Here is a 22,952-nt window from a genome sequence, read left to right as displayed (position 1 = left end):
ACCATGAGACAAGAAAAATCATCCCTCCTGCGGAACAAGGGATTCCAGTCCCTGCTGGCATCCCTGCTGTGCATCGTGCTGGGCCTGCTGATCGGCTACATCGTGCTGCTGATTATCAACCCCGCCGGCGCGGGAGAGGCCATCCGCACCATTGTGGAGAACTTCCTGTACTATCCCAGCGCCGCGGCCCGGCTGCGGTATCTGGGCAACACGCTGGTGAAGACCGCGCCGCTGCTGATGTGCAGCCTGTCGGTGCTGTTCGCCTATAAGGTGGGCCTGTTCAACATCGGCGCCGCCGGCCAGTACGTCATCGGCGCCGGCGCCAGCCTGTACTGCGCCCTGGGCTTCGGGCTGCCCTGGTACGTGTGCCTGTTGGCGGCTATTGCTGCCGGTGCGGTGCTGGGCGCCATCTCCGGGCTCCTGAAGGCGTACCGCAATGTGAATGAGGTCATCTCCTGCATCATGCTCAACTGGATCAGCCTGTATCTGGTGAACGCCCTGCTGTCCCAGGTGAAGGAGACAGCCAGTCCCTACACCTTCACCCTGAGCAGCACGAATCCCGACGCCATCCTGCCCTCTCTGGGCCTGGGCGCCCTGTTCTCCGACAACCAGTATGTGACCATCGCCATCCCCCTGACGGTGATCGTGGCCGTGGGCATCTGGGTCCTGCTGGAGAAGACCAAGCTGGGCTATGAGCTGCGGGCCACCGGCTGCAACAAGTTTGCGGCCAAGTACTGCGGCATGAAGGAGAAGCGAAACATCATCCTCACCATGGCCATCGCCGGCGGCCTTGCCGGCATGGGCGCGGCCACGCTGTTCCTCACCGGATTCGAGCAGTGGCAGGTCACACAGTCCGCAGTGCCGGCCATGGGCTTCAACGGCATCGCCGCCGCCTTCCTGGGCGGACTGAATCCCATCGGCGCTATCTTCTCCTCGTATTTCATTCAGCACATCACCAACGGCGGCGCGTATGTGGACAAGACCATGTACTCCGCCCAGATCTCTGATCTGATCTCCGCCCTGATTATCTACCTGTGCGGCTTCGTACTGTTCTTCAAGGTCTTTATGAACAGCCGGCTGGACCGGCGGGATGAAAAGCGGCGGGCAAAGGAAGACCGGCCCGGCTCTGAGGAAGGAGGGAAGGCGTAATGTTACTGCTGCTGCAATACACGCTGATTTTCGCCTCCGTCCTGCTGCTGGTGGCGCTGGGCGGCTGCTTCTCTGAACACTCCGGCGTCATCAACATCGGCCTGGAGGGCATCATGGTCATGGGCGCCCTGGGCGGTGCGCTGATGATGAAGTTCCTGCCTGCAGGCACCTCCGCCTTTGTGGTGGTGCTGTTGACGGTGCTGGCCAGTATCCTGCTGGGCATGATCTACTCCCTGCTGCTGGCGGTGGCGGCCGTGAACTTCAAGGCGGACCAGACACTGGTGGGCACGGCCATGAACCTGCTGGGCACCGCCGCGGCCACCGTGTTCGTGAAGGCCATGAACACCGCCGCCGATCCGGACAACGTGTCCTCCACCATCCAGTACCTGGACGGCCGCAAGGCATTCCTGGTGAACATCGGCGGCTTTGAGTTCAACTGGTGCATGCTGCTGGCGGTGATCGCCCTGGTAATCGCCTATGTGGTGCTGTACAAGACCCGCTTCGGCCTGCGGCTGTGCGCCTGCGGCGAGCATCCCCAGGCAGCGGATTCCGTGGGCATCAACGTCTACCGGATGCGCTACGCCGGCGTACTGATCTCCGGCGTGCTGGGCGGCCTGGGCGGCATTGTGTATATCATCGCGGGCGTCAGCGAGTGGAAGTTTGAAAACGGCGTGGCCGGTTTCGGCTTCCTGGCCCTGGCGGTGATGATCTTCGGCCAGTGGAAGCCCACCCGCATCGCCCTGGCGGCGCTGCTGTTCGGCTTCTTCCGGGCCCTGGGCAATGTGTACAGCGGCTTCGACCTGCTGAGCAATCTGAACCTGCCCAGCTCCGTGTATAACATGCTGCCCTATGTCATCTCTCTGGTGGTGCTGGCCTTCACATCTCAGAAGTCCCGTGCCCCCAAGGCGGAGGGCATTCCCTACGACAAGGGCCAGCGGTAATTCCATCACAAAACGGAATTTCACGACAAAATATGCCTCCCTGTTATCGGCTTCGACAACAGGGAGGCTGTTTTTATCCCAGCACGTAGCCCACCAGCAGAGCGGCCAGCAGCAGGGAGAAGGCACTCTGCACCACCTTGCCCAGGAAGCAGTTCCGCAGCCGCAGGCCGCTGCCCTCCAGCACCGCCAGCGTCTGACACAGGACCGAGAGGCCGCCCCAGCCCGCTGCTGCCGCCGCCAGAAGAAAGCCGAAGGCATCAGCTGTCAGCAGGGGCGTCAGGGAGAAGAGCTCCAGCGCCGCCACCAGGACCGCCCCCAGGCGGCCGCCCATGGCGGTGAGAGGCTGCGCCAGCACATAGAAGAACACCACGAAGGCGCACACAGACAGAATCCCGGCAAGCGAGGACCGGACAGCCCCGGTGAAGGCCTCCGCAAAGCTGACAGCCCGGAAAGGAGGACGCCTTGTCAGCTCCTGCCGGGAAGCGGATTTTCCGCTGCCCCGGAACACCAGTCCCGTCAGAAGGGCGGAGAGCACATGGATCAGCCACAGCCACACCCCGGCCCGCACACTGCCGAACACCCCCACGCCCAGCACACTGATGAGGAACACCGGATTGGAGTTGTTGCAGAAGGCCAGCAGCCGCTCCGCCTCCTCCCGGGAGACCAGATTTTCCCGGTAGAGGTCTGCTGCCGTCTTGGCGCCGATGGGGTAGCCCCCCACCAGCCCCAGCACCAGCGCAGCGCTGCCGGCGCCGGGGACCCGGAACAGCGGCTCCATCAGCCCCGCCAGCCAGGGGGCGGCCAGCTCCCCGAACCCCAGAGCCAGCAGCGCTGAGGAGGCCACCAGGAAGGGGAACAGGGAGGGGACCACGGAACGGGCACAGAGGGCCAAAGCTTCCGCCACACTGTCCCGCACGGCCCCGGCGTCCGCCAGAAACCACACCAGCAGGCCGCCGAGGCACAGGCAGGCCAGTATCCGCCATCGAATCCGCATCCCGCATCACCTCTCCACACCCTATGCCGGAGCGGGGGACACTATGCCCCCGGCATGTTGCGGGACGTTTGTGCATACAGTCGGGAAGAGGTGAACGTATGGAGCGGAATCGAAAGGACCGAAACGGCGGCGTGCTGGACACGGTGGCGGAGCTGTTCGACCTGCCGGCAGATCTGGTGGCGGGCCTGCCCCACTTGGAGATGATGGGCAGCCGCCAGCTGTATCTGGAGCACCACACAGGCATCCTGGCGTACAGCGACGAGCAGATCGACGTAAACACTACCGGCGGCGTGCTGCGGGTCCGGGGCGCCCGCCTGGCCCTGATGGCCATGACGGCGGAGGAGCTGCGGATCGGCGGGGACATTGCCGCCGTGGAGTGGGTGAGGTGACACCATGCTGAATCAGATCGTCAACCGGCTCCAGGGCCAGGTCCGGATCCGGGTGGAGACCCCCTTTCCGGAGCGGGTGCTGAATCTGTGCGGCGCCCGGAACCTGGCCTTCTGGGATATGGAGTGGGAGTCCGAGACTGCCTTCACCTGCCGGCTGAACCGGCGGGATTACTACGCCCTGCGCCGGGCGGTGAAACAGCTGGACTGCCGGCTGACCGTGGTGCGGAAGGAGGGGGTACCCTTCTTCCTGGGCCGGTTCCGGCGGCGGCACGCGCTGTTGGCGGGACTGACCCTGTGCAGCGCACTGCTGTTCTTCGGCTCCTTCTTCATCTGGGACTTCACGGTGGAGGGGAACCAGCGGGTCACAGACGAGGAGATCCTGCGGGCGCTGCAGCGGCAGGGGGTGGGGATCGGGACCTTCGGCATCTCCCTGGACACGGAGGACATCCGCAACCATGTGCTGCTGGAGATTCCGGAGCTGCTGTGGATCACAGTGAACGTCTCCGGCTGCCGGGCCTATGTAGAGGTGCGGGAGCGGGTGGAGGCGCCGGAGCCGGTGGACGAGCGGGAGCCCACCAACGTGGTGGCCCGCCGGGACGGGCTGATCCTGGACATCCAGGCGATGGATGGGGTCCGGTGCGTGCTGCCGGGGACGTCGGTGGAGGCGGGCGAGCTGCTGATCTCCGGCGTGGAGGACACGGAGACCGTGGGCGCCCGGGTCCTGACCGGCATGGGAAAGGCGGAGGCCCGGACCTGGTACACCCTCTCCACAGTAATGCCTCTGACGGTGGCGGAAAAGCAGTACACCGGAGAGGAGAAACAGGGCTACTCCCTGGTCTTTGGGACAAATCGGGTAAAATTCTTTTTAAACAGTAGCATCGGGACGGGAAACTATGATAAAATAACCGAAAGGACCCAGTGGTCCCTGTTCGGGCTGCCGCTGCCGGTCACCTTTGTGAAGGAGACCTTTCGTTTTTACGAGACGGTCCCCGCCGAGGTCTCCGCCGCCCAGGCGGAGAGCCGGGGTGAGGCGATCCTCACGGACTACCTCCACACTCTGGTGGACCCCTACGGCACCGTCAGCTCTACCCTGTGCACTTCTCGCCGGGAGGGGGACGGACTGCTGGTGACACTGACGGCGGAGTGTGTGGAGGAGATCGGCCGGGCCGTGCCCATCTACACAGACCCCACAGAAGAATCGGGCGGCTGATGCCCGGGAGATACAGGAGTGATACCTTGGAACAGCGAATCAGCATTGAGCGGCTGGAGCAGGCCGTGAATATTTTTGGCTCCTTTGACGAGAACATCCGCCTGCTGGAGCAGGAGTTCTCCGTCACGGTGGTGAACCGGGACGGGGAGCTCCGGGTGGAGGGCGAGCCGGAGGACACCATGCTGGCCTGCAAGGCCATCCAGGCCCTGCTGACCCTCTCTTCGCGGGGGGAGGCCATCGGGGAGCAGAACGTCCGCTACGTCATCGGCCTGGTGCGCAGCGGCAAGGAGTCCCAGATCACCGAGCTCACCGGCGACGTACTGTGCATCAGCGCCAAGGGCCGGCCCATCAAGCCCAAGACCATCGGTCAGAAGGAGTATATCAAGTCCGTCCTGAAGAACACCGTCACCATCGGCGTGGGCCCGGCGGGCACCGGCAAGACGTATCTGGCCGTGGCCGCCGCCGTGCAGGCGTTTCGGGACAAGCAGGTGAACCGCATCATCCTGACCCGTCCGGCGGTGGAGGCCGGCGAGCGGCTGGGCTTCCTGCCCGGGGACCTGCAATCAAAGGTGGATCCCTACCTGCGGCCGCTGTACGACGCCCTCTTCGACATGCTGGGGGCGGAGACCTATCAGAAGTATTTGGAGCGGGGCAACATTGAGGTGGCCCCTCTGGCCTATATGCGGGGCCGGACGCTGGACGACAGCTTCATCATCCTGGACGAGGCCCAGAACACCTCCCGGGAGCAGATGAAGATGTTCCTGACCCGGCTGGGCTTCGGGTCCAAGATCGTCATCACCGGCGACGTGACCCAGATCGACCTGCCGGACGGCAAGGCGTCCGGTTTGAAGGAGGCCATGCGGGTCCTGCGGGACGTGGAGGGCATCGGCATCTGCGAGCTGACCAACGCCGACGTGGTCCGCCATGTGATGGTCCAGCGGATCGTGGAGGCCTATGAGCGGTACGAGACCGCGAAAAACGGCGGAAAGGGGCGGAAGTGATGGCGAAGCGGCATTATATCCCCGTCACCGCCGACGTGCCCGGCGCCGCCAGTGAGGGCAACTGCGCCCTGATCCGCAAGGTGATCCGCACCGCCCTGGCGGCGGAGGGGGTGGACGTTCCCTGTGAGGTGGACGTGCTGCTGACGAACGACAGCGGCATTCACGAAATCAACCGGGAGATGCGGCAGGTGGACGCCTCTACGGACGTGCTGAGCTTTCCGGAGTTCGACCTTCGGCCCGGGGAGCTGCCCGCACCGGAGGACGCAGACCCGGGCACCGGCCTGGTGCCCCTGGGGGACATGGTGATCTCCATGGAGCATGTGGCGGCCCAGGCCAGGGAGTACGGCCACGCCAAACGGCGGGAGCTGAGCTATCTGGTGGTGCACTCTGTTCTGCACCTGCTGGGGTACGACCATCTGGACGAGGGGCCCCAGAAGGCCCAGATGCGGGCGAGAGAGGAAGCCATCCTGGGGGAGCTGGGCATCGGGCGGTGAATCACTCCCGGGGCAGGCCCCGGCCGGTGCGCAGGCCCAGCAGGAAAGCGTGGATGGCGGTGAACTCCAGGTTTTTTTCATAGCTTTCCAAGGCGTGATAACCCAACTCGTTATGAATCATATCCATGTGGAAGTTATAGTCGTCCGCTGGGACAGTGTCCAGGTAGGGCTTGATGTAGTGGAGATAAAGCCATATCATAAAGTCTGACATAGAAACCACCTTTCAAAAAACACCATTTTCACTGTGCTATGATGAAAAGATAACACAGTTAATTCGCGGTGTCAAGAGGAACAAAATGCTTTTGAAAGAAAGACTGCGAGAATTGCGCAAGGAGAAAAAAGAGACACAGGTTCAGGTAGCTGAGGCGATTGGGATTGTTGAGCAGCACTACCAGAAATTTGAGGGTGGTGTTAACCTCCCCAACCTGGAAAACGCCTGGAAGCTGGCGGACCACTTCGGCGTCACCATCGACTATCTGGTGGGGCGAAGCGACAAGCGGGGGTAACATGAGATGGGCCGCCGTCGCGGCGGCCTCGGGGATCTCTGCTCCCGCAGGGGGCTTGTCCGGCGGGATGCGCCCCCCATTCTCTTTTTGGTTGCGCCAAAAAGAGAATGCGCCGCGCCCGGTGGAAGAGAAAAAGCGCTTCGGCGGGGCGGTCTGCGCCAGCGCAGACCTCCTGCCGCCGGCGGGGGATGGTTGGCACTCCCTTGCAGAAGTCAGGGACGGAAACGCACCGCCCTTGGGGAATCCTTAGGCCCGGGGAGGTTCAGGGATACCCCTGCTTCGCTTTCCGCTGCCGCTCACGCTTCCGCGGAGAACCAGCCAGCGCGTAGCGACGCGGAACGCGCGAAAAGAGAAGCTGGTCAAATGCGATCTTGCACCCCGACGACCTCCGCACCATCCGCCACGGGTCGGCAGTTGGGGGAACCGCAGAAGACCTAAGCGTGCCCGAAGGCTAGGCAAAATCGGAGCAGGCACCGGTACGCCGACCCCCGTCAGCGCGGAGGGCCACTGCACCGGAGCGCGTCCAAGCGGCCTTTTCTTTTGGACCGTGCACGGCCCGTTTTCTTTTCGGCAAGACCGAAAAGAAAATGGGGGGTGCATTGCCCAGCTATCATCATAGCTGCCATTCCGCGTCCAATGGGACGCACCCCAAACACTCCCGCCCCGGAACACCGAATCTGCCCCGTTGCATACACTATCCCGAGGTGATTTGGGATGACATTGCTGCAAGACGGTTTGATCGCGTTCTTCTCCGCGGTGGGCGTGACCACCCTGGTGTGGATCGTGGCAGGGGCCTTTTTCCGGGCGGGGCGGCCGGCGGTGCCGGGGCTGCTGCTGGTGCTGCCCCTGCGGGGAGAGGCCCTGGCCATGGAGGCGGACGTGCGGGAGCTGCGGCGCCTGCGGGGGCGCCTGCCCGGGGCCAGAATCGTGCTGGCGGACTGTGGGCTAACCCGGGACGCCCGGGCGCTGGCGGCCTATCTGGCGGACCGGGATCCGGGGGTGGCGCTGACGGACGGCGCTGTGATCCGTCTGGACGAAAACGAGCATACGAAAGAGGAAGAGCATGGAAGAGCTGGTCACCTGTGAGGGAACGGTACATAGCATCATTTTTCAAAATGCCGAGAACGGCTATACGGTCCTGCGCCTCCTGACGGAGGAGGGTGAGGTGATTACGGTGGTGGGCTGTATCCCCTGCGTGGCGCCGGGAGAGCACCTGGCGGTCTCCGGCGTGCCGGAGACCCACCCCCAGCACGGGGAACAGCTCCGGGCGGTGGAGCTGGAGCGGAGCCTGCCGGAGGACGAGGAGGAGATCTTCAGCTATCTCTCCTCAGGCATCTGCAAGGGGGTGGGCCCCGCCACCGCGCGGCGGATTGTGGAGCGGTTCGGGGCGGAGACCCTGGACGTTCTGGAGCGGGAGCCGGAGCGCCTGACCACGCTCAAAGGCGTCACCGCCCGCAAGGCCCAGGAGATCGCGGAGAGCTTCCGCCAGCACATGGGCCTGCGGCGGCTGATGGCCTTTCTGGCCCAGTACCAGCTGCCTCCTGTCCTGGCTATGGAGCTGCGGCGGCAGTACGGCGACGCGGCGCTGGAGAAGGTGCGGGAGAATCCCTACCTCCTCTCCGGCGAGGCGTGCGGGGTGGAGTTCTCCGTCACCGACGGGATCGCCATGGGCATGGGGCTGGCTGCGGACAGCGACCAGCGGCTCCAGGCGGCGGTGACCTTTGAGCTGAGCCACAATGAAAACAACGGCCACGTGTTCCTGCCCCGGAACAAGCTGATCTCCGCCACGACCCAGCTGCTGGACAGCGGGGCGGAGCTGGTGGAGCAGGCTCTGGACAGCCTCATTGAACGGGGCGCGGTGGTCCAGGAACAGGTGGCCCATGTGGAGGCCTGCTACCTCCGGCGGCTGTGGGAGGCGGAGTGTTCCGCCTGCATCCGCCTGGCGGGGCTGCTGGCTGCGGATACAGACCGCAGTGCCCAGGCGGGCCGGGCGGTGGACGAGCTGGAGGCCCAGCAGGGCATCACCTATGCGCCCCTGCAGCGGCAGGCGGTGGAGCTGGCCGCCCGGACGGGGGTGCTGGTCCTCACGGGAGGCCCCGGCACCGGCAAGACCACCACAGTCCGGGGCATCGTGGCCCTGTTCCGGCGGATGGGCCTGGAGATCGTCCTGGCGGCCCCCACCGGGCGGGCGGCCAAGCGCATGAGCGAGCTGACCGGCATGGAGGCCCAGACGGTCCACCGGATGCTGGGGATGAGCTGGAACGACGTCACCCATCAGGTGACGTTCCAAAAGACGGAAAAGGAGCCGCTGGAGGCGGACGCGGTGATCGTGGATGAGATGTCCATGGTGGACCTGGCGCTGTTTTCCGCTCTGCTGCGGGCCCTGCGGCCCGGCACCCGGCTGGTGCTGGTGGGGGATGCGGACCAGCTGCCCTCCGTGGGGGCGGGAAACGTGTTCTCCGACCTGATCCGCAGCGGCAGGGTGGAGACGGTGTTCCTCCGGGAGGTGTTCCGCCAGGCGGAGCAGTCGGCCATCATCCGCAACGCCCACGCGGTGAACCTGGGCCAGCCGCCCCAGCTGGCCAACAACCAGGGAGACTTCTTCTTCCTCTGCCGCCGGGATGGGGAGCGGACCCTCTCCACGGTGGTGGAGCTGTGCAAAACCCGGCTGCCGGACCACATGGGCATCCCGGCGGACCAGATCCAGGTGCTGACGCCCACCCGGAAGGGGCCCAGCGGCACGGAGAATCTGAACCGCTGTCTTCAGGCGGCGCTGAACCCGCCGGCGGCGGACAAACGGGAGATCCAGTGGGGAGAGCGGCTGTTCCGCACCGGAGACCGGATCATGCAGACGAAAAACAACTACAACGTGGTATGGGAAAAGGCGGACGGCACCGTGGGCACCGGCATGTTCAACGGAGACGTGGGAAGGATCGTGGAGATCGACCCGTCCGGAGAGCTGCTGGTGGTGAACTTTGATGACCGGATCGCCACGTACACGCTGGATATGCTCAATGAGATCGATCTGGCCTATGCCATGACGGTCCACAAGGCCCAGGGCAGCGAGTACCAGTGCGTGGTGCTGGCGGCCATGCCGGCAGCGCCGTCCCTGATGGTGCGGGGAGTGCTGTACACGGCCCTGACCCGTGCAAGAGAGCTTCTGATCGTGGTGGGGGACGACGCGGCCATCCGGGCCATGGCGGCCAACGACCGTCAGCAGCGGCGGTATTCCGGCCTCCGGTGGAGGCTGGCACATTTTGCGGATCCGGCGGAGAGATAAAGGCCGCCAGGTTTGCTGCCGGTGGAGGATGGGGTGCGTCCCATTGGACGCGGGACGGGCAGTTATGCTGCTGGCTGGGCAGATACACCCCCGTTTCCCTTTTGGAAAGACAAAAGAGAAACGGGGGCTGTATCCCTGCTGGACCAGCCCCTGCGGGAGCAGACACCCCGAGGCCGCCATCCGGCGTCCCCTGCGTATCCGCCCAGCCGTCATGGCTGAGTTTTGCAGATGGAAACTGACGCCAACGGTTTCATAGAACAGGCGTGCAACACGGACCCATATGGGTCCCATTTTTTTACCTTTCCTCCATAGAATAAAGCAAAATCGGACCGAAACAGGTCCTGTTGCGGAGGCGTCTATGGAGGAGCAGAAGATCAAGCAGGACATCCGGATTGGAGCCAATATTCGGCGGATCCGAAAAAATCGAGGCATCAAGCCCATGGCACTGGTCCGCCTGCTCCAGCTGGAGGGCGTGGAAATCACCCGGGAATCGCTGGTGAAGATTGAACGAGGGGCTCAGCATATCAAGGCTTCCCAGCTCCGGGGTATCCGTGACGCTTTGCATACCACGTATGACGAACTGCTGGCGGAGGCAGAGAAACGATGAGCCTGCTGTCCGCCCTCCTGGACCTCATCTTCCCAGCCAAGTGCCCCTTCTGCGGCCGTGTTTTGGACAGACCGGGCATCTGTGACACCTGTCGCGGGGAGCTTCCCTGGACGGAGGGAGCCGACGCCCTGCGCCGGGGGCCCGGCGGCTTTCTCTGCGCGGCGCCTCTGTGGTACCAGGGCCTGGCCCGAGAGGGGCTCCACCGCTTCAAGTTCCGGGGGATGTCCTCTGCTGCGGCGCCCCTGGGAGAGCTGATCGCCGGGTGCGCGGCGGAGCACTTCTCCGGAGCGTTCGACACGGTGACCTGGGTACCTGTCAGCCCCAGGCGCCTGCGTCAGCGGGGGTATGACCAGGCCCGCCTGCTGGCGGAGAGCGCCTGCCGCCTGTGGGAGACGAAGCCGCTGCCGCTGCTGCGCAAGACCGTCCACAACCCCGCCCAGTCGGGACTGAAGGAAGCTGCCGCCCGCCGGGCCAATGTGCTGGGGGTCTATGAGGCGGTGGACCCGGAGCGGATCTCGGGGCATCGTATCCTGCTGGTGGACGACATCTGCACCACCGGCGCCACCTTGGCAGAGTGCGCCCGGGTGCTGCGGGAGGCCGGAGCGGCAGACGTGGTCTGCGCCGCAGCGGCCTTGACGCCGCTGGAGAGGGACAGCGGGAAAAAGGCCTGAATCGGTGGAAATTGTTCACAAATTAGTGTTGCATTCCCAGGAAACTGCCAGTATAATAAAGACTGTATGATTGTTCGCGGGAAAACCGCTTATACTATAAGACAGAAAGATCAAATGAGGTGGAGTCAGTATGTCCATGACGAAGGATATCGGTATCGATCTGGGTACCGCGTCGGTTTTGGTATATGTAAAGGGGAAGGGAATCGTCCTGAACGAGCCGTCCGTGGTGGCCATGGACAAGACAACCGGCAAGCTGCTGAAGGTGGGCGCAGAGGCTCAGGCCATGCTGGGCCGGACCCCCGGCAACATCATCGCCATCCGCCCCCTGCGGGAGGGCGTCATCTCCGACTACGACATGACGGAGCGGATGCTGCGGGAGTTTATCCACAAGGTGGCGGGCGTGTCCTTCTTCAAGCCCCGGGTCATCATCTGCGTGCCCTCCGGCATTACGGAGGTCGAGGAGCGCGCCGTCATCGACGCGGGCATCCAAGCTGGCGCCCGGAAGGTCTACCTCATTGAAGAACCGGTGGCCGCAGCCATCGGCGCTGGCATCGACATCACCCAGCCCGACGGTCACATGGTGGTGGACATCGGCGGCGGCACCGCGGACATCGCTGTCATCTCCCTGTCCGGCGTGGTGGAGAGCGCCTCCATCAAGATCGCCGGCGACCAGCTGAACGAGGCCGTGGTCAAGTACATGCGCCGCAAGCACAACCTGCTGGTGGGCGAGCGCACCGCTGAGGAGATGAAGAAGCAGATCGGCTGTGTCTTCCCCAAGGACGAGGAGGAGACCATGGACGTGAAGGGCCGCTGCCTGCTGACCGGCCTGCCCAAGGTGGTCACCGTCAGCTCCACGGAGATGATGGATGCCTTTGAGGAGCCGGTGGAGCGGATCATGGAGGCCATCCACTCCGTACTGGAGCGGACGCCGCCGGAGCTGGTGGCGGACATCTCCACCAACGGCATCGTCATGACGGGCGGCGGCAGCCTGGTCTCCGGCTTTGATAAGCTGGTGACGGCCCGGACCGGCATTCACACAGTGATTGCCGACGACGCTATCAGCTGTGTGGCGCTGGGCACCGGCAAGAGTCTGGACTCCCTGAACGCCATGCAGGACGGCACGATGAATCTCAGCCGCCGCAAGCAGATGAACTGATGTGTGACGCAGCGGCCGCGGGCTGGCACCCGCGGCCGTTTTCTCCGCTGACAGCCCGGAGAGCTGTTGCGAAAACGACTGCACCCCTGCGGAGCGGGGCATATACTTTGCGGGAAGAGTAGGAAACGGCACAGGCATATCCCGTGCTTTACGATCAAGGACAAGGAATGAAAGTATGCTAGAGTTCAAACCAGTGACAAAGCAGGAGGCCCCCCGCCTCCGGCGGTATTACCAGACCTGTGAGTTCGGCCTGTGTGAGTATTCCGTGGGCACCAAGCTCATGTGGAAGGCCGCGCTCCACCCGGCCTGGGCGGAGATTGCCGGATGCCTGGTGGTCCGCAATGAGATCGACGGCCAGGTAGTCTTCGACTACCCGGTTCCCGGCCCGGAGGGGGACGAGGATGCGGCCCTGGAGGCCATTGAGAACGACTGTCTGGAGCGGGGTATCCCCCCGGTGATCTCTGTGGTGCCGGAGTGCAGGGCCGCCAAGCTGCTGGGCCGGTATCCCTATGTGCGGGTCAGCGATGTGCGGACCTGGCGGGACTACGTCTATTACCGGGAGGATTTGCAGTTCTTCGCCGGGCGGCGGTACTCCGGCCAGCGGAACCACATCAACAAGTTCCGGTCCAAGTGGCCGGATGCGCAGTTCCGCCCCCTGACGGCGGCGGACGCACCGGTGATCGAGCAGTTCTGGCAGGACTATGAGGCGGAGTTCCCCAAGGACAGCAACGCCAAGGCCAAAAATGAGCTGGAGCTGGCCAAAAAGATGCTGAAGATGACCGGCAAGCCCTACTTTTTCACCGGCGGCATGTTTGACGGGGAGAAGCTGATCGCCCTGTCCCTGGCGGAAAAGTGTGGGGACACCCTGATCATCCACATTGAAAAGGCCCTCTACTCCTATACCGGTGTATATCCTGCGCTGGTCCAGGCATTCGCCGACGCCTTTGGCGATGGCTGCCAGTGGATCAACCGGGAGGATGACGCGGCGGACAAGGGCCTCAGGACTTCCAAGCTCCAGTACGGCCCGGCCAGGCTGGCGCCCAAGTACCGGTTCGATCCCCAGAATGAGCTGCTGAACCACGTGCAGGCCATTCCGGAGCTGAAGACGGAGCGGCTGACCCTCTCCGCCCTGACAGAGGCGGATATCCCCGCCTACAACGCCCTGGTGCTGGACGCCGACCGGAACCGCTGGTGGGGCTATGACGATGTGGGCGGCCTGGGCGGCCGGGTGGAGGAGCGGAGCTTCTTCGACGTGGCGAAACGGGATTTTGAAAACCGGCAGGCGGTGAACTTTGCCGTCCGGCTGGATGGGAAGCTCATCGGCGAGGCGGTGCTGTACCGGTTCGACTGCCGGGGCGGCGCGGAGCTGGGCTGCCGGATTGACAAGGCATACGCCGGAAACGGATACGGCACCGAGGCCTTCGCTGCTGTGGCGGAGTGGGGCCTGTACAAAATCCATCTGAGCCGGGTGGTGGCCAAGTGTTACAAGGAGAACCAGGCGTCCTACAAGATGTTGTCGGCCTGTATGCGGAAGAAGGGGGAGGACGACACCTTCTTCTACTTTGAAAAGCTGGTATAAAGCCCATGCCGCCGGTGCCTCAGCACCGGCGGCATGTTTTGATTCAGATGTGCAGATCCGACCGGCGGCAGAAACCGCCTGGGAGAAGGCCCAGCTCCGCGGCCTTGGTGGCTGGGATCCGGCGGGAGAGGCGCTTTCCGGTCCGGTCCTCTGCCAGCACCCACATCTGGGACTCGGCCAGGACCTCCCCGCAGCAAAAGTCCACCGGCTCCAGTTTCAGGATGCGCAGCGCCCCTTCGGCGGGAGCCGTCACTGCAGGTACTCCGGGCCAAAGCTGTGGGGCAGCAGTTCTTCCAGGGTGAAGGTCCGCTCCTCTCCGGCGCCGTTGAGACAGATGATCTCGATGTTGGGGGCAAACTCCCGCAGCACCTGGCGGCACACGCCGCAGGGGACGCAGAGCTCACGGCTCCGCCCGGCGATCACGATGCGGACAAAGTCCCGGTGCCCCTCGCTGACGGCTTTGGCCACCGCGGTCCGCTCGGCGCAGATGGTGGGACCGAAGGAGGCGTTCTCGATGTTGCAGCCGGTGAACACCGTACCGTCGCTGCACTCCAGGGCGGCGCCCACGGGGAAGTGGGAATAGGGGATGTAGGCCCGGTCCAGCATGGCGACGGCCGCGGCCTTCAGTTCTTCACGGGTCATGGAAATACACTCCTTTGCAAGATGCGCTCAACTGACGGCCGGAAGCGACACCCAGCTCACCGGCAGAGCATTCAGGTCGGTGTCCGTGCTGGTGGTGGCCGGGATATCATACTGGACGATCACCCAGCCGCCCAGGGTGGGGGCATCATAAATGTCCCCGAACAGGCCGGACAGGCCGCCGCCCGGCTTTCCCCAGGCGTCCAGAATGTCCTGGCGGCAAAAACCGGACAGGGCCTCAGCGGCTTCATCATTCGTCATGCCCTCGATCTCAGTCAGGGAGGGAACCTCCTGTTCTGCTTTCCCGGAGCCGCAGGCCGTCAGCCCGGCCACCAGAAGGATGGACAGCAGAAACAAATAGACACACCTTTTCACGGTGGCTCTCCCCCCTTACGCCCAGTCGATCTCCCGCTGGGGACGAACCGTTACATCCATGATATCCTTTGCGTCGTAAAATTGCAAGTACCGGTCTCTGGAATGGCGCAGGGTGGTGCCGTCCGGGTGGAGCCGGTCGCAGATGACGGCGCAGAGATCCTTCTTGATATAGCTGAAGCTCTCAATGCCCACGGAGGCAAAGACTCGGAAGCCCTGGCTCTGGAGGTATTGGAACACCGGGCCGGTGTTCTGCCAGTCGTTGCCGTCGGGCCGCTCCCCGTGAGGGTAAAACAGGATGGTAGTGGGACCCACCAGGCTGCCCACCTCGTCAAACCATCGCTGGGTGTCCGCCTGGATGGATTCCAGGCTCTTGGTGCCCAGGCGGATGTGCCCCCAGGTGTGACTGCCGAAGGTCCAGCCGGTGCGCTTGAGCTCTGCGATAATAGGCTTCACCGCCTCGATCTCCTTCTGGCGGTTGGCCTCCCGCTCCGCGGTCCACTCCACATCCTGATCCGTCTGGGTGCGGTAGCCCAGGATGCCCTGATATCCCGTCAGGCTCAGGCAGCCCTTGGCGCCGAAGGGGGAGAAGTCCAGGTGCTCTTCCACAAACTTGTCCAGGATGGGGATGGCGTCCAGGTCCCGGGAGGTCACCTCATTGCCCTGGGGGTCCTTGCCCCAGGAGGCGATCTTGCCATCCTCCCCGATCACCAGCTTGTAGGTGAAGCCATTGGCAAGCATATATTCATAGTAGTTGGTGTCGTCGTAGGAGAGGATCAGGGGCTTTTTGCCCTCCGGCAGGTAGAGGGTGTTCCGAACCATCTTAGGCTGACCGTCCTCGCCGGTGGTCTCGCTCCACACATCGCCGATGTCCACCAGCACGTAGCCCTTGTCATAGACACTCTGGAGGATTTTGTTGTACTCATCCACCGTCACCATGTAATCGTCAATGCCGTTGGCCTGGGCGTCTCCGTCAAAGGCCAGCTCCGGATAGGCCACCACTGGATGGAAGAACAGGTGCTCCACGATGCCGTCATAGGCCGCGTAGGTGACACCGTCCCGAACGCCGCCCTCCGGCATGACCGTGGGGTCTGAAATCTCATAGGGTTCCGGCTCCGGCAACTCCGGGGCCTCCTCTTCCGGAGTCGGGTCTCCGGCGGCATTTTGAGCGGAGCCGCCAGCGGAGGCTCCCTGCCCGCAGGCAGCCAGGGAGAGCAGCATCAGCGCGGCAAGCAGCAGTGCGGTAAAACGGCGCATGATCGGATGTTCCTTTCTGTCGATTTTTGTCGGTGACCATAGTATAGCAGGAAACCGGACAGGAAAGAACAACAAAAAAATGACAAAATAAGAACAGGGCGGCAACGGTTGCCCTGAGACCGCAAAAAAGTGGCTGCAGCCACTCTTTTAGAGCTGCAGACCCAGCGCGCAAAACCTGCCCGCCATAGGAGACGGACAGGTCTTGCACAGATGGGGCGGGAAGTGGTTTCGGCCGTGCGCAGGAGGCGGCTGAACCCAGAATTTGATGCGCCTGCGGGCACGAATGCCGCGGCGGCCCCGGTTCCCTTACCGCTTGTCCCCCGGCCGGAAGATGGCCGCCATGAGCACGCCCGCCACCACGGCGGCCGTGACGCCCCCCGCCGCAGCGGTGAGCCCGCCGGTGAAGATGCCGATCCAGCCATCGGAGGCCACCGCCTCCCGGACGCCCTTGGCCAGCGTGTGGCCGAAGCCTGTCAGGGGGACCGTGGCCCCGGCGCCGCCCCACTGGGCCAGGGGCTCATACAGCCCCAGGGCACTGAGCAGCACGCCCACTACCACGTATCCGGTGAGAATGCGGGCGGGGGTCAGCTGAGTCTTGTCGATGATGATCTGTCCCACGGCGCACAGGATACCGCCGCAGAGAAACGCGTTGAGATATTCCATGAGATGTCTCCCCCTCTTTTCATAAGAGCAGTGTGCCCGGTTCCGGCGGGATTATGCAGTGCGGCCCGGAGACACAGATCTCCGGGCCGTGATGAAACCATGGGGCGAAAAGAGATGTTTATTCCGCATCCTGGAGTGCGCCGTATCCCTCTTCTCCGGTTCGGACTTTGATGACGTTCTCCACGTCGTAGATAAAGATCTTGCCGTCGCCGATATGGCCGGTGTACAGAACTTTTTTGGCGGTCTCTACCACCAGGCGCACAGGCAGCCTGCACACCACAATGGACACTTGAATGCTGGGCAGCATAGTGGCCTCCACCCTGGCCCCCCGGAAGTAGCCCTCGGTCTTGCCCCGCTGTTCGCCGCAGCCCATGACGTTGATGGCAGTCATGCCGGTGATGCCGATGTCGAACATGGCCCGCTTCAGGGCATCGAACCGCTCCATCTTGCAGAGAATGTCTACCTTGGTCATCTTGACGCCGGGGGAAGCGGATACCGCATCTGCCGGGGCAGTGACCACCTCCACCGGCACCGCCTCCTGCACCGGGACCGGCGCGGCGGCCGGGGCGGCAGGATTCAGTACAGCAGCGCCGTCTGGGGTATCGTCATAGGCAAAGGCAAAGCCGCCATAGGCGGTGGGCAGGCCGTGCTCGGTGATGTCCAGTCCCTTGACCTCCTCCTCGGGTGAAACCCGCAGACCGATGGTATGCTTGAGCACCTGGAACACAATGGTAATGGTGACAATGGTCCAGACCGCCGTGGCCGCTACACCCAGGCACTGAACGCCGAAGAAATGGAAGCCGCCGCCGTAGAACACACCGCCGTCCACTGCCAGCAGTCCGGTGAGCAAGGTACCTGCGGCCCCACAGACGCCATGGACAGAGATGGCGCCCACCGGGTCGTCAATCTTCAGCACAGAGTCAAAGAAGTTCACGGAGATAGGCAGCAGCAGGCCGGCTGCGATGCCGATGATGGCGGCGCCGCCGATGGAAACCGCATCACATCCGGCGGTGACGGCCACCAGTCCCGCCAGGGCGGCATTCATCGTCATGCCCACATCTGGCTTTTTATAGCGGAGCCAGGTGTACAGCATGGTGACGCAGCAGGCGACGGCAGCAGACATATTGGTGTTGACGAAGATCAGCCCCGCGGAGACCAGGGTGTTGTCTCCGGTCATGGAGACGGTAGAGGCCCCATTGAACCCAAACCAGCAGAACCACAGGATGAACACACCGAGGGCACCGAGAGAGAGGCTGTGGCCCAGGATGGCCCGGGGTTTGCCGTCCTTGTCGTATTTGCCCAGTCGGGGGCCGAGGATGGCGGCGCCGATACAGGCACAGATGCCACCCACCATGTGGACCGCCGTGGAGCCGGCAAAGTCGTGGAAGCCCAGATCACTGAGCCAGCCGCCGCCCCAGATCCAGTGGCCGGAGATGGGATAGATGAAGGCAGAAATGCAGAAGGAATAGATACAGTAGGAGAGGAATTTTGTTCGCTCCGCCATGGCGCCGGAGACGATGGTGGCGGATGTGGCGCAGAAAACGGTTTGGAAGATCAGATAGGCGAACAGGGGCACGCCCTCCGGCAGGATGGCGGAGTAGTCCCCCTGGACCATAGGGTCCAGGCCGCCGATCAGGGCCCCGCCGCTGGCGAACATCAGGCCGAAGCCCAGCAGCCAGTAGACCGGCGTGCCGATGCAGAAGTCCATGAGATTTTTCATGAGGATGTTGCCTGTGTTCTTGGCCCGGGTGAAGCCGGCCTCGCACATGGCGAAGCCCGCCTGCATCAAAAAGACCAGCGCCGCGCCTAGCAGGACCCAGATGGTGTTGACTGATGAATACATCGTGTTCCCTCCTAAATCACCACGGGCGGCGGCCGCGCGTCACGCCGCGCCTTGGAACAAATACAGGCAAGGGCGTCTGTGAGATGGTCTCACAGGCGCCCTTGCCTTTGATGGAGAACACTTTACCACGGTAGACGGACAGCGTCAAGACACGTTCTTCACAAGAAATCTGCTGAATCCGCCAAAAATTTATCCGAAATTTATATAGGTTGACCAATTACTCCCGGACGGCGCTCAGGCGCACGGCGTGGCAGATGGAGGGGATGGACTCCCCCTGGCCAGAAGAGGTGGGGGAGAGCAGCGCCCCGGTGGGGGCGAAGAGAATGGTCTTCCACTTGCCCTCCCGCATCTTGCGCAGGAGATAGCCGTTGAGCACGGAGGCAGAGCAGCCGCAGCCGGAGGCTCCGGCGTGCATATCCTGGTGCTTCCGGTCATACAGCAGCAGGCCGCAGTCCTGGAACTGGGGGCCCATGTCCACACCGTCCCGCTGGAAGAAGTCCCGGACGATGGCGTGGCCCAGCTCTCCCAGGTCACCGGTGAGGATCAGGTCGAAGTCCGCGGGCTTGTACCCGGTGTCCCGGAAGAAGGCGGAAAGGGTGTCGTAGGCTGCGGGGGCCATGGCGGCGCCCATGTTGTTGGCGTCCGTAATGCCCTTGTCCACGATCCGGCCGCAGGTGACGTGGGTGACGTAGGGGCCGGGGCCGTCGCTGCCCAGGATGGTGCAGCCAGCCGCAGTGGTCGTCCACTGGGCGGTGGGCGTCCGCTGGCTGCCGTAGGGCACCGGCATCCGGTACTGCCGCTCGGCGGTGCAGAAGTGGGAGGAGGTCAGGGCGGCGGCCCGGTCGGCGTAGCCGCCATCGATCAGCAGGGACGCCAGGCTCAGGCTCTCTCCCATGGTGGAGCAGGCACCGTAGAGCCCGTAGAAGGGCACCCGGAAGTCCCGCAGGCCGAAGGAGGAGCCGATACACTGGTTCAACAGATCTCCGGCCAGGATATAGTCCAGGTCCTCCGGCGTCAGCTCCGCCTTCTCCAGCGCTCGCTGAAGGACCGTCTTCTGCATGGCGGACTCTGCTTTCTCCCAGGTCTTTTCCCCGAAGAAGGAGTCGTTGCTGATCTCGTCAAAAAAGTCCGCCAGGGGGCCCTGGCCCTCGAATTTCCCCCCAATATTGGAAAAGGAGAGGACGGAGGGGGGATGGGCCAGGGCCACGGTCTGGCGGCCCAGACGCTTGTCATTCATGATGCGCCACCTCGCAATTGAAGAAAGTTTTCGTAGCTAGATTGTCCCAAAGAGGCAAAAATATGAGGCCCGGCGGAAGCCGGACCTCTGAAAGGTCATTCCTGTTCATATCGAAACGGCAGGCCACAGGCGTAGCAGGAATGCCGATTGCCCTTCTGGCGGCGGCCGCAGCGGGGACAGGCGATGACCTCATCTGTCCGGGCGGGAAAGACGGCGGGGGCGGCAGGCGGGCTTTCAACTCGGGTGCCAGCAGGTGTGCCAGATCCGCTCTCCAAAACAGCCAGGCGCGCCTTTAATGTGGCGATCTCCTGATCCTGGGCGCGGTCACGTCCTACGGCGTCCGCACGGATACGGGCGATGTCCGGCAGCAGGAGCACTGCCAGCAGACCGATCAGCTGCCCCAACAGGCACAACAGGAAGCTGAACCAGAAGGAGTAGCCCTTTTCCCGGCCATAACGGCCACAGAAGAAGCTGATGACTGCCCAGGCCATGACGATCAGGAGGGAGAGATCGAGGCGTCGTTCGCATCAAGGTTCAGCGCAGCAAACATAGCGGCACCTCCTGTACTTATTCATGTTCATATTGAAACGGCAGGCCACAGGCGTAGCAGGAATCCCGATTGCCCTTCTGGTGGCGGCCACACCGGGGGCAGGCGATGACCTCCTCCGTCCGGGCGGGAAAGACGGCAGGGGCGTCCGGCGGACGCTTGGGGGGCGCTGCTTGAGCATCCGCTGCCGGGGCGGCAGGCTCCGGGGCGGGCGTTGGTTCCAAAGCCTGCTCCAGTTCGGCCATCCGTTGGCGTAGAGAGGACAGCTCCTGCTTCAGATGGTCGGACTCGTACTGCTCCTGCATCCGATCTGGTAGAAGAATCAGAATAAGCAAGCAAATGAGCCTGCCAAAAAAGCCCAGCAGGATACACAATGCAGTGGAATACCCTTTTTGGCGGCCCACAATGGCACACATAGCGGCAAACAGCAGGCCGATCAAAAAGGAGATGAGCATTGCAGAGGACACGGACAGCAGATGATACATACAGCTCCCTCCTTTTGCCCCATCATAGCACAGAAAAAACGACTTGAACAGACCTGTTTTCAGAGAAAACGGGCAGTTAGCCTCTGCTAATGTTCAAAAAACTCTGTACAACTGTTCCGCGTGGTGGTATAATCTTCATCTAATGGAAACATCCCGGTCAGGAGGCGCATACCATGAAAGAAGAGATGCGGACATTTGGATACCTCTGCCCCCAGTGCGGCAAAACCGTCATGGGGACCCGATCTGTCTTTGCGCTGGAGGCATCCAACGCCGAGGTGGAGTGCGCCTGCGGCAAGTCTGCCCTGAAGGTGGAGTTCGACGGGACAGAGTACCACATCTACGTCCCCTGCGGCATCTGCGGGGAGACCCATGAGGCCCACTGCCCGCCGGAGCGGGTGCTCCGGGGCGCCACCGCCCTGGGCTGCGCCAAGACGCGGCAATTCTGCTGCTTTATCGGCCCGGAGGGGACGGTGGAGAAAAACCTGCGGGATCTGGCGGTGCTGGCGGAGAAGGAGCACCAGCAGCAGGAGGACGGCGAAGAGGCATTTGTGGACAACGTCATCATGTACGAGATCCTGTCTGAGCTGAAGGATATCGCCGCCCGGCCGGATGGAATCACCTGCGCCTGCGGCAGCGGACGGTACGGTATGGAGATCCGCCGCAGCGCCGTGGATCTCATCTGCCGGGACTGCGGGGCCAAGCTTCGGATCCCGGCCGCCACGGACCGGGACTTGGACGATCTCTGCTGCCACATGAAGCTGGTGATCCCCGGAAAGCGGAACTGATCCGCTCCACCGGTCCGGCCATGGGACGGAAAAGCGCACCCTGGCCCAAAACCACGCCGCCGCAGGGCGGCTTTTTCCTGGCCGGAGATGCCCGGCTGGATATAGACACCGGGGCCGCGGCCCCATGGAAAGGAAGGAACCTGCTTTGATCTCACTGCTGGCGCGGCTGTTTATCAAACCGGACCCGGCCCGGGAAGAGCCGGAGACCCGCAGGGCCTACGGCGTCCTCTGCGGGATTGTGGGCATCTGCCTGAACGTGCTGCTGTTCGCCGGAAAGTTTCTGGCGGGCACCCTCTCCGGGTCCATCGCCATCACGGCGGACGCCTTCAACAACCTGTCGGACGCCGGGTCCTCCTTCGTGACACTGGTGGGGTTTCAGCTGGCGGGGCAGAAGCCGGACTCCGAACACCCCTTCGGCCACGGGAGGATGGAGTACGTCTCCGGCCTGGCGGTATCGGTCCTGATCCTGCTGATGGGCCTGGAGCTGGGGAAGACGTCCATTGAGAAGATCCTGCATCCGGAACCGGTGGACTCCAGCCCGCTGATCTTTGCGATCCTCTGCGCGTCCATTCTGGTGAAGCTGTATATGTTCCTCTACAACCGGCGGCTGGGGAAGAAGCTGGCCTCTCCCGCCATGGAGGCCACCGCCATGGACTCCCTCAGCGACAGTGTGGCCACCGCCGCGGTGCTGATCGCCACGCTGGTGGGCCGTTTCACGGGCCTGGAGATCGACGGCTGGTGCGGCGTGCTGGTGGCGGCCTTTATTCTCTGGTCCGGCATCAATGCGGTGCGGGACACGCTGGACCCCCTGCTGGGCACGCCGCCCACCCATGAGTTCGTCCAGCGCATCCGGGATCTGGTGATGGCCCACAGCACCATTCTAGGCATCCACGATCTGATCGTCCACGACTACGGCCCCGGCCGGGTGATGATCTCCCTCCACGCGGAGGTGCCCGCCAACGAGGACGTGCTGGCCCTCCACGATGAGATCGACAACGTGGAGAAGGAGCTGCGGGAGAAGCTGGGTTGCGACGCAGTGATCCACATGGACCCGGTGGTGACGGACGACGGCGTCACCGAGGAGACCCGGCGGCGGGTCCAGACCCTGATCCACTGCATCGACGACGCCATCGACATCCACGATTTC

General features: G+C 63.4%; 26 protein-coding genes. 15 read left to right on the top strand and 11 right to left on the bottom strand.

Annotated elements, in window-relative coordinates; translation table 11 throughout:
* Window positions 1-3 precede the first annotated feature (3 nt).
* On the top strand, window positions 4-1,149 hold the full coding sequence (locus OCV80_RS11000) for an ABC transporter permease (RefSeq protein WP_021751378.1): 1,146 nt from the start codon (window positions 4-6) through the stop codon (window positions 1,147-1,149).
* On the top strand, window positions 1,149-2,090 hold the full coding sequence (locus OCV80_RS10995) for an ABC transporter permease (protein ID WP_021751377.1): 942 nt from the start codon (window positions 1,149-1,151) through the stop codon (window positions 2,088-2,090). The genes OCV80_RS11000 and OCV80_RS10995 overlap by 1 nt, the downstream gene beginning before the upstream one ends.
* A 73-nt stretch (window positions 2,091-2,163) precedes the next feature.
* Here OCV80_RS10995 and OCV80_RS10990 read toward each other — a convergent pair whose 3' ends face one another.
* Window positions 2,164-3,084 carry a nucleoside recognition domain-containing protein gene (locus OCV80_RS10990; protein ID WP_267288399.1) on the bottom strand — a complete coding sequence of 307 codons (921 nt, stop codon included), beginning with the start codon at window positions 3,082-3,084 and terminating at the stop codon, window positions 2,164-2,166.
* 98 nt (window positions 3,085-3,182) lie between these two features.
* On the opposite strand from OCV80_RS10990, the gene OCV80_RS10985 reads away from it, so the two are divergent.
* From OCV80_RS10985 to ybeY, 4 genes are read left to right on the top strand one after another with little or no spacing between them, the layout of a single operon-like run.
* Window positions 3,183-3,473 carry a YabP/YqfC family sporulation protein gene (locus OCV80_RS10985; RefSeq protein ID WP_021751375.1) on the top strand — a complete coding sequence of 97 codons (291 nt, stop codon included), beginning with the start codon at window positions 3,183-3,185 and terminating at the stop codon, window positions 3,471-3,473.
* Window positions 3,474-3,477: 4 nt separating this feature from the next.
* Window positions 3,478-4,683: a sporulation protein YqfD gene (locus OCV80_RS10980; RefSeq protein WP_136891444.1), complete on the top strand. Its 1,206-nt coding sequence runs from the start codon at window positions 3,478-3,480 to the stop codon at window positions 4,681-4,683.
* Window positions 4,683-5,684, top strand: a complete 1,002-nt coding sequence (locus tag OCV80_RS10975; protein WP_021751373.1) for a PhoH family protein — start codon at window positions 4,683-4,685, stop codon at window positions 5,682-5,684. Before OCV80_RS10980 ends, OCV80_RS10975 begins: the two co-directional genes overlap by 1 nt.
* Window positions 5,684-6,178, top strand: coding sequence for an rRNA maturation RNase YbeY (gene ybeY / locus OCV80_RS10970; protein WP_136891445.1), 495 nt, complete (start codon window positions 5,684-5,686; stop codon window positions 6,176-6,178). The genes OCV80_RS10975 and ybeY overlap by 1 nt, the downstream gene beginning before the upstream one ends.
* A gap of 1 nt (window position 6,179) precedes the next feature.
* Here the strand turns inward: ybeY and OCV80_RS10965 are convergent, their stop codons facing one another.
* On the bottom strand, window positions 6,180-6,389 hold the full coding sequence (locus OCV80_RS10965) for a hypothetical protein (protein ID WP_021751371.1): 210 nt from the start codon (window positions 6,387-6,389) through the stop codon (window positions 6,180-6,182).
* 91 nt (window positions 6,390-6,480) lie between these two features.
* Between OCV80_RS10965 and OCV80_RS10960 the strand changes: the two genes are divergently transcribed.
* From OCV80_RS10960 to OCV80_RS10930, 7 genes are all read left to right on the top strand, one after another.
* Entirely contained in the window at window positions 6,481-6,684 is a 204-nt protein-coding gene (locus OCV80_RS10960; RefSeq protein ID WP_158629789.1) for a helix-turn-helix domain-containing protein, read from the top strand.
* A gap of 714 nt (window positions 6,685-7,398) precedes the next feature.
* Complete coding sequence (locus OCV80_RS10955; protein ID WP_119310500.1) at window positions 7,399-7,770, top strand: hypothetical protein; 372 nt, start codon at window positions 7,399-7,401, stop codon at window positions 7,768-7,770.
* Window positions 7,748-9,964 carry an SF1B family DNA helicase RecD2 gene (recD2, locus tag OCV80_RS10950; RefSeq protein WP_119310501.1) on the top strand — a complete coding sequence of 739 codons (2,217 nt, stop codon included), beginning with the start codon at window positions 7,748-7,750 and terminating at the stop codon, window positions 9,962-9,964. The genes OCV80_RS10955 and recD2 overlap by 23 nt, the downstream gene beginning before the upstream one ends.
* A gap of 358 nt (window positions 9,965-10,322) precedes the next feature.
* Window positions 10,323-10,571, top strand: coding sequence for a helix-turn-helix domain-containing protein (locus OCV80_RS10945; protein ID WP_025545758.1), 249 nt, complete (start codon window positions 10,323-10,325; stop codon window positions 10,569-10,571).
* Window positions 10,568-11,242 (top strand): ComF family protein, encoded by a 675-nt coding sequence (locus OCV80_RS10940; RefSeq protein WP_119310502.1) that lies wholly within the window; start codon window positions 10,568-10,570, stop codon window positions 11,240-11,242. Before OCV80_RS10945 ends, OCV80_RS10940 begins: the two co-directional genes overlap by 4 nt.
* 130 nt (window positions 11,243-11,372) lie before the next feature.
* Window positions 11,373-12,398, top strand: coding sequence for a rod shape-determining protein (mreB, locus tag OCV80_RS10935; protein ID WP_021748489.1), 1,026 nt, complete (start codon window positions 11,373-11,375; stop codon window positions 12,396-12,398).
* 175 nt (window positions 12,399-12,573) lie between these two features.
* Complete coding sequence (locus tag OCV80_RS10930) at window positions 12,574-13,977, top strand: GNAT family N-acetyltransferase (RefSeq protein WP_021748488.1); 1,404 nt, start codon at window positions 12,574-12,576, stop codon at window positions 13,975-13,977.
* Window positions 13,978-14,020: 43 nt separating this feature from the next.
* On the opposite strand, the gene OCV80_RS10925 is transcribed toward OCV80_RS10930, so the two are convergent.
* From OCV80_RS10925 to OCV80_RS10885, 9 genes are all read right to left on the bottom strand, one after another.
* Entirely contained in the window at window positions 14,021-14,230 is a 210-nt protein-coding gene (locus OCV80_RS10925; RefSeq protein ID WP_021748487.1) for a hypothetical protein, read from the bottom strand.
* Window positions 14,227-14,619 (bottom strand): cytidine deaminase, encoded by a 393-nt coding sequence (gene cdd / locus OCV80_RS10920; protein WP_021748486.1) that lies wholly within the window; start codon window positions 14,617-14,619, stop codon window positions 14,227-14,229. Before cdd ends, OCV80_RS10925 begins: the two co-directional genes overlap by 4 nt.
* A gap of 27 nt (window positions 14,620-14,646) precedes the next feature.
* A complete protein-coding gene (locus OCV80_RS10915; RefSeq protein WP_025545243.1) occupies window positions 14,647-14,991 on the bottom strand; it encodes a hypothetical protein in 345 nt (114 codons plus the stop codon).
* 15 nt (window positions 14,992-15,006) lie between these two features.
* Complete coding sequence (locus OCV80_RS10910) at window positions 15,007-16,245, bottom strand: polysaccharide deacetylase family protein (protein ID WP_119310505.1); 1,239 nt, start codon at window positions 16,243-16,245, stop codon at window positions 15,007-15,009.
* A gap of 306 nt (window positions 16,246-16,551) precedes the next feature.
* A complete protein-coding gene (spoVAE, locus tag OCV80_RS10905; protein ID WP_021748483.1) occupies window positions 16,552-16,908 on the bottom strand; it encodes a stage V sporulation protein AE in 357 nt (118 codons plus the stop codon).
* Between the two features lie 118 nt (window positions 16,909-17,026).
* A complete protein-coding gene (locus OCV80_RS10900; RefSeq protein WP_119310506.1) occupies window positions 17,027-18,751 on the bottom strand; it encodes an ammonium transporter in 1,725 nt (574 codons plus the stop codon).
* Between the two features lie 217 nt (window positions 18,752-18,968).
* A complete protein-coding gene (gene spoVAD, locus OCV80_RS10895; RefSeq protein ID WP_021748480.1) occupies window positions 18,969-19,988 on the bottom strand; it encodes a stage V sporulation protein AD in 1,020 nt (339 codons plus the stop codon).
* A 95-nt stretch (window positions 19,989-20,083) separates the two neighbouring features.
* Window positions 20,084-20,479, bottom strand: coding sequence for a hypothetical protein (locus OCV80_RS10890; protein WP_119310507.1), 396 nt, complete (start codon window positions 20,477-20,479; stop codon window positions 20,084-20,086).
* A 76-nt stretch (window positions 20,480-20,555) separates the two neighbouring features.
* Window positions 20,556-21,020 (bottom strand): hypothetical protein, encoded by a 465-nt coding sequence (locus OCV80_RS10885; protein ID WP_119310508.1) that lies wholly within the window; start codon window positions 21,018-21,020, stop codon window positions 20,556-20,558.
* A gap of 173 nt (window positions 21,021-21,193) precedes the next feature.
* On the opposite strand from OCV80_RS10885, the gene OCV80_RS10880 reads away from it, so the two are divergent.
* Window positions 21,194-21,805 (top strand): hypothetical protein, encoded by a 612-nt coding sequence (locus OCV80_RS10880; RefSeq protein WP_021748477.1) that lies wholly within the window; start codon window positions 21,194-21,196, stop codon window positions 21,803-21,805.
* A gap of 145 nt (window positions 21,806-21,950) precedes the next feature.
* On the top strand, window positions 21,951-22,952 hold a 1,002-nt coding region (locus OCV80_RS10875), incomplete at its 3' end, for a cation diffusion facilitator family transporter (RefSeq protein ID WP_267288398.1).

It is taken from the genome of Oscillibacter acetigenes, from assembly GCF_025567605.1.
Classification (GTDB): Bacteria; Bacillota; Clostridia; order Oscillospirales; family Oscillospiraceae; genus Oscillibacter; species Oscillibacter welbionis.
The sequence above is the reverse complement of the archived record's forward strand: the minus strand, read 5'-3'. Positions and strand labels throughout refer to the sequence as shown.

What these genes read in the sequence shown, in the direction of transcription:
- OCV80_RS11000 (WP_021751378.1), top strand. Translation starts at nt 4, where the DNA reads ATGAGACAAGAAAAATCATCCCTCCTGCGGAACAAGGGATTCCAGTCC.
- OCV80_RS10995 (WP_021751377.1), top strand. Translation starts at nt 1,149, where the DNA reads ATGTTACTGCTGCTGCAATACACGCTGATTTTCGCCTCCGTCCTGCTG.
- OCV80_RS10990 (WP_267288399.1), bottom strand. Translation starts at nt 3,084, where the DNA reads ATGCGGATTCGATGGCGGATACTGGCCTGCCTGTGCCTCGGCGGCCTG.
- OCV80_RS10985 (WP_021751375.1), top strand. Translation starts at nt 3,183, where the DNA reads ATGGAGCGGAATCGAAAGGACCGAAACGGCGGCGTGCTGGACACGGTG.
- OCV80_RS10980 (WP_136891444.1), top strand. Translation starts at nt 3,478, where the DNA reads ATGCTGAATCAGATCGTCAACCGGCTCCAGGGCCAGGTCCGGATCCGG.
- OCV80_RS10975 (WP_021751373.1), top strand. Translation starts at nt 4,683, where the DNA reads ATGCCCGGGAGATACAGGAGTGATACCTTGGAACAGCGAATCAGCATT.
- ybeY (WP_136891445.1), top strand. Translation starts at nt 5,684, where the DNA reads ATGGCGAAGCGGCATTATATCCCCGTCACCGCCGACGTGCCCGGCGCC.
- OCV80_RS10965 (WP_021751371.1), bottom strand. Translation starts at nt 6,389, where the DNA reads ATGTCAGACTTTATGATATGGCTTTATCTCCACTACATCAAGCCCTAC.
- OCV80_RS10955 (WP_119310500.1), top strand. Translation starts at nt 7,399, where the DNA reads ATGACATTGCTGCAAGACGGTTTGATCGCGTTCTTCTCCGCGGTGGGC.
- recD2 (WP_119310501.1), top strand. Translation starts at nt 7,748, where the DNA reads ATGGAAGAGCTGGTCACCTGTGAGGGAACGGTACATAGCATCATTTTT.
- OCV80_RS10945 (WP_025545758.1), top strand. Translation starts at nt 10,323, where the DNA reads ATGGAGGAGCAGAAGATCAAGCAGGACATCCGGATTGGAGCCAATATT.
- OCV80_RS10940 (WP_119310502.1), top strand. Translation starts at nt 10,568, where the DNA reads ATGAGCCTGCTGTCCGCCCTCCTGGACCTCATCTTCCCAGCCAAGTGC.
- mreB (WP_021748489.1), top strand. Translation starts at nt 11,373, where the DNA reads ATGTCCATGACGAAGGATATCGGTATCGATCTGGGTACCGCGTCGGTT.
- OCV80_RS10930 (WP_021748488.1), top strand. Translation starts at nt 12,574, where the DNA reads ATGCTAGAGTTCAAACCAGTGACAAAGCAGGAGGCCCCCCGCCTCCGG.
- cdd (WP_021748486.1), bottom strand. Translation starts at nt 14,619, where the DNA reads ATGACCCGTGAAGAACTGAAGGCCGCGGCCGTCGCCATGCTGGACCGG.
- OCV80_RS10910 (WP_119310505.1), bottom strand. Translation starts at nt 16,245, where the DNA reads ATGCGCCGTTTTACCGCACTGCTGCTTGCCGCGCTGATGCTGCTCTCC.
- spoVAE (WP_021748483.1), bottom strand. Translation starts at nt 16,908, where the DNA reads ATGGAATATCTCAACGCGTTTCTCTGCGGCGGTATCCTGTGCGCCGTG.
- OCV80_RS10900 (WP_119310506.1), bottom strand. Translation starts at nt 18,751, where the DNA reads ATGTATTCATCAGTCAACACCATCTGGGTCCTGCTAGGCGCGGCGCTG.
- spoVAD (WP_021748480.1), bottom strand. Translation starts at nt 19,988, where the DNA reads ATGAATGACAAGCGTCTGGGCCGCCAGACCGTGGCCCTGGCCCATCCC.
- OCV80_RS10890 (WP_119310507.1), bottom strand. Translation starts at nt 20,479, where the DNA reads ATGGCCTGGGCAGTCATCAGCTTCTTCTGTGGCCGTTATGGCCGGGAA.
- OCV80_RS10885 (WP_119310508.1), bottom strand. Translation starts at nt 21,020, where the DNA reads ATGTATCATCTGCTGTCCGTGTCCTCTGCAATGCTCATCTCCTTTTTG.
- OCV80_RS10880 (WP_021748477.1), top strand. Translation starts at nt 21,194, where the DNA reads ATGAAAGAAGAGATGCGGACATTTGGATACCTCTGCCCCCAGTGCGGC.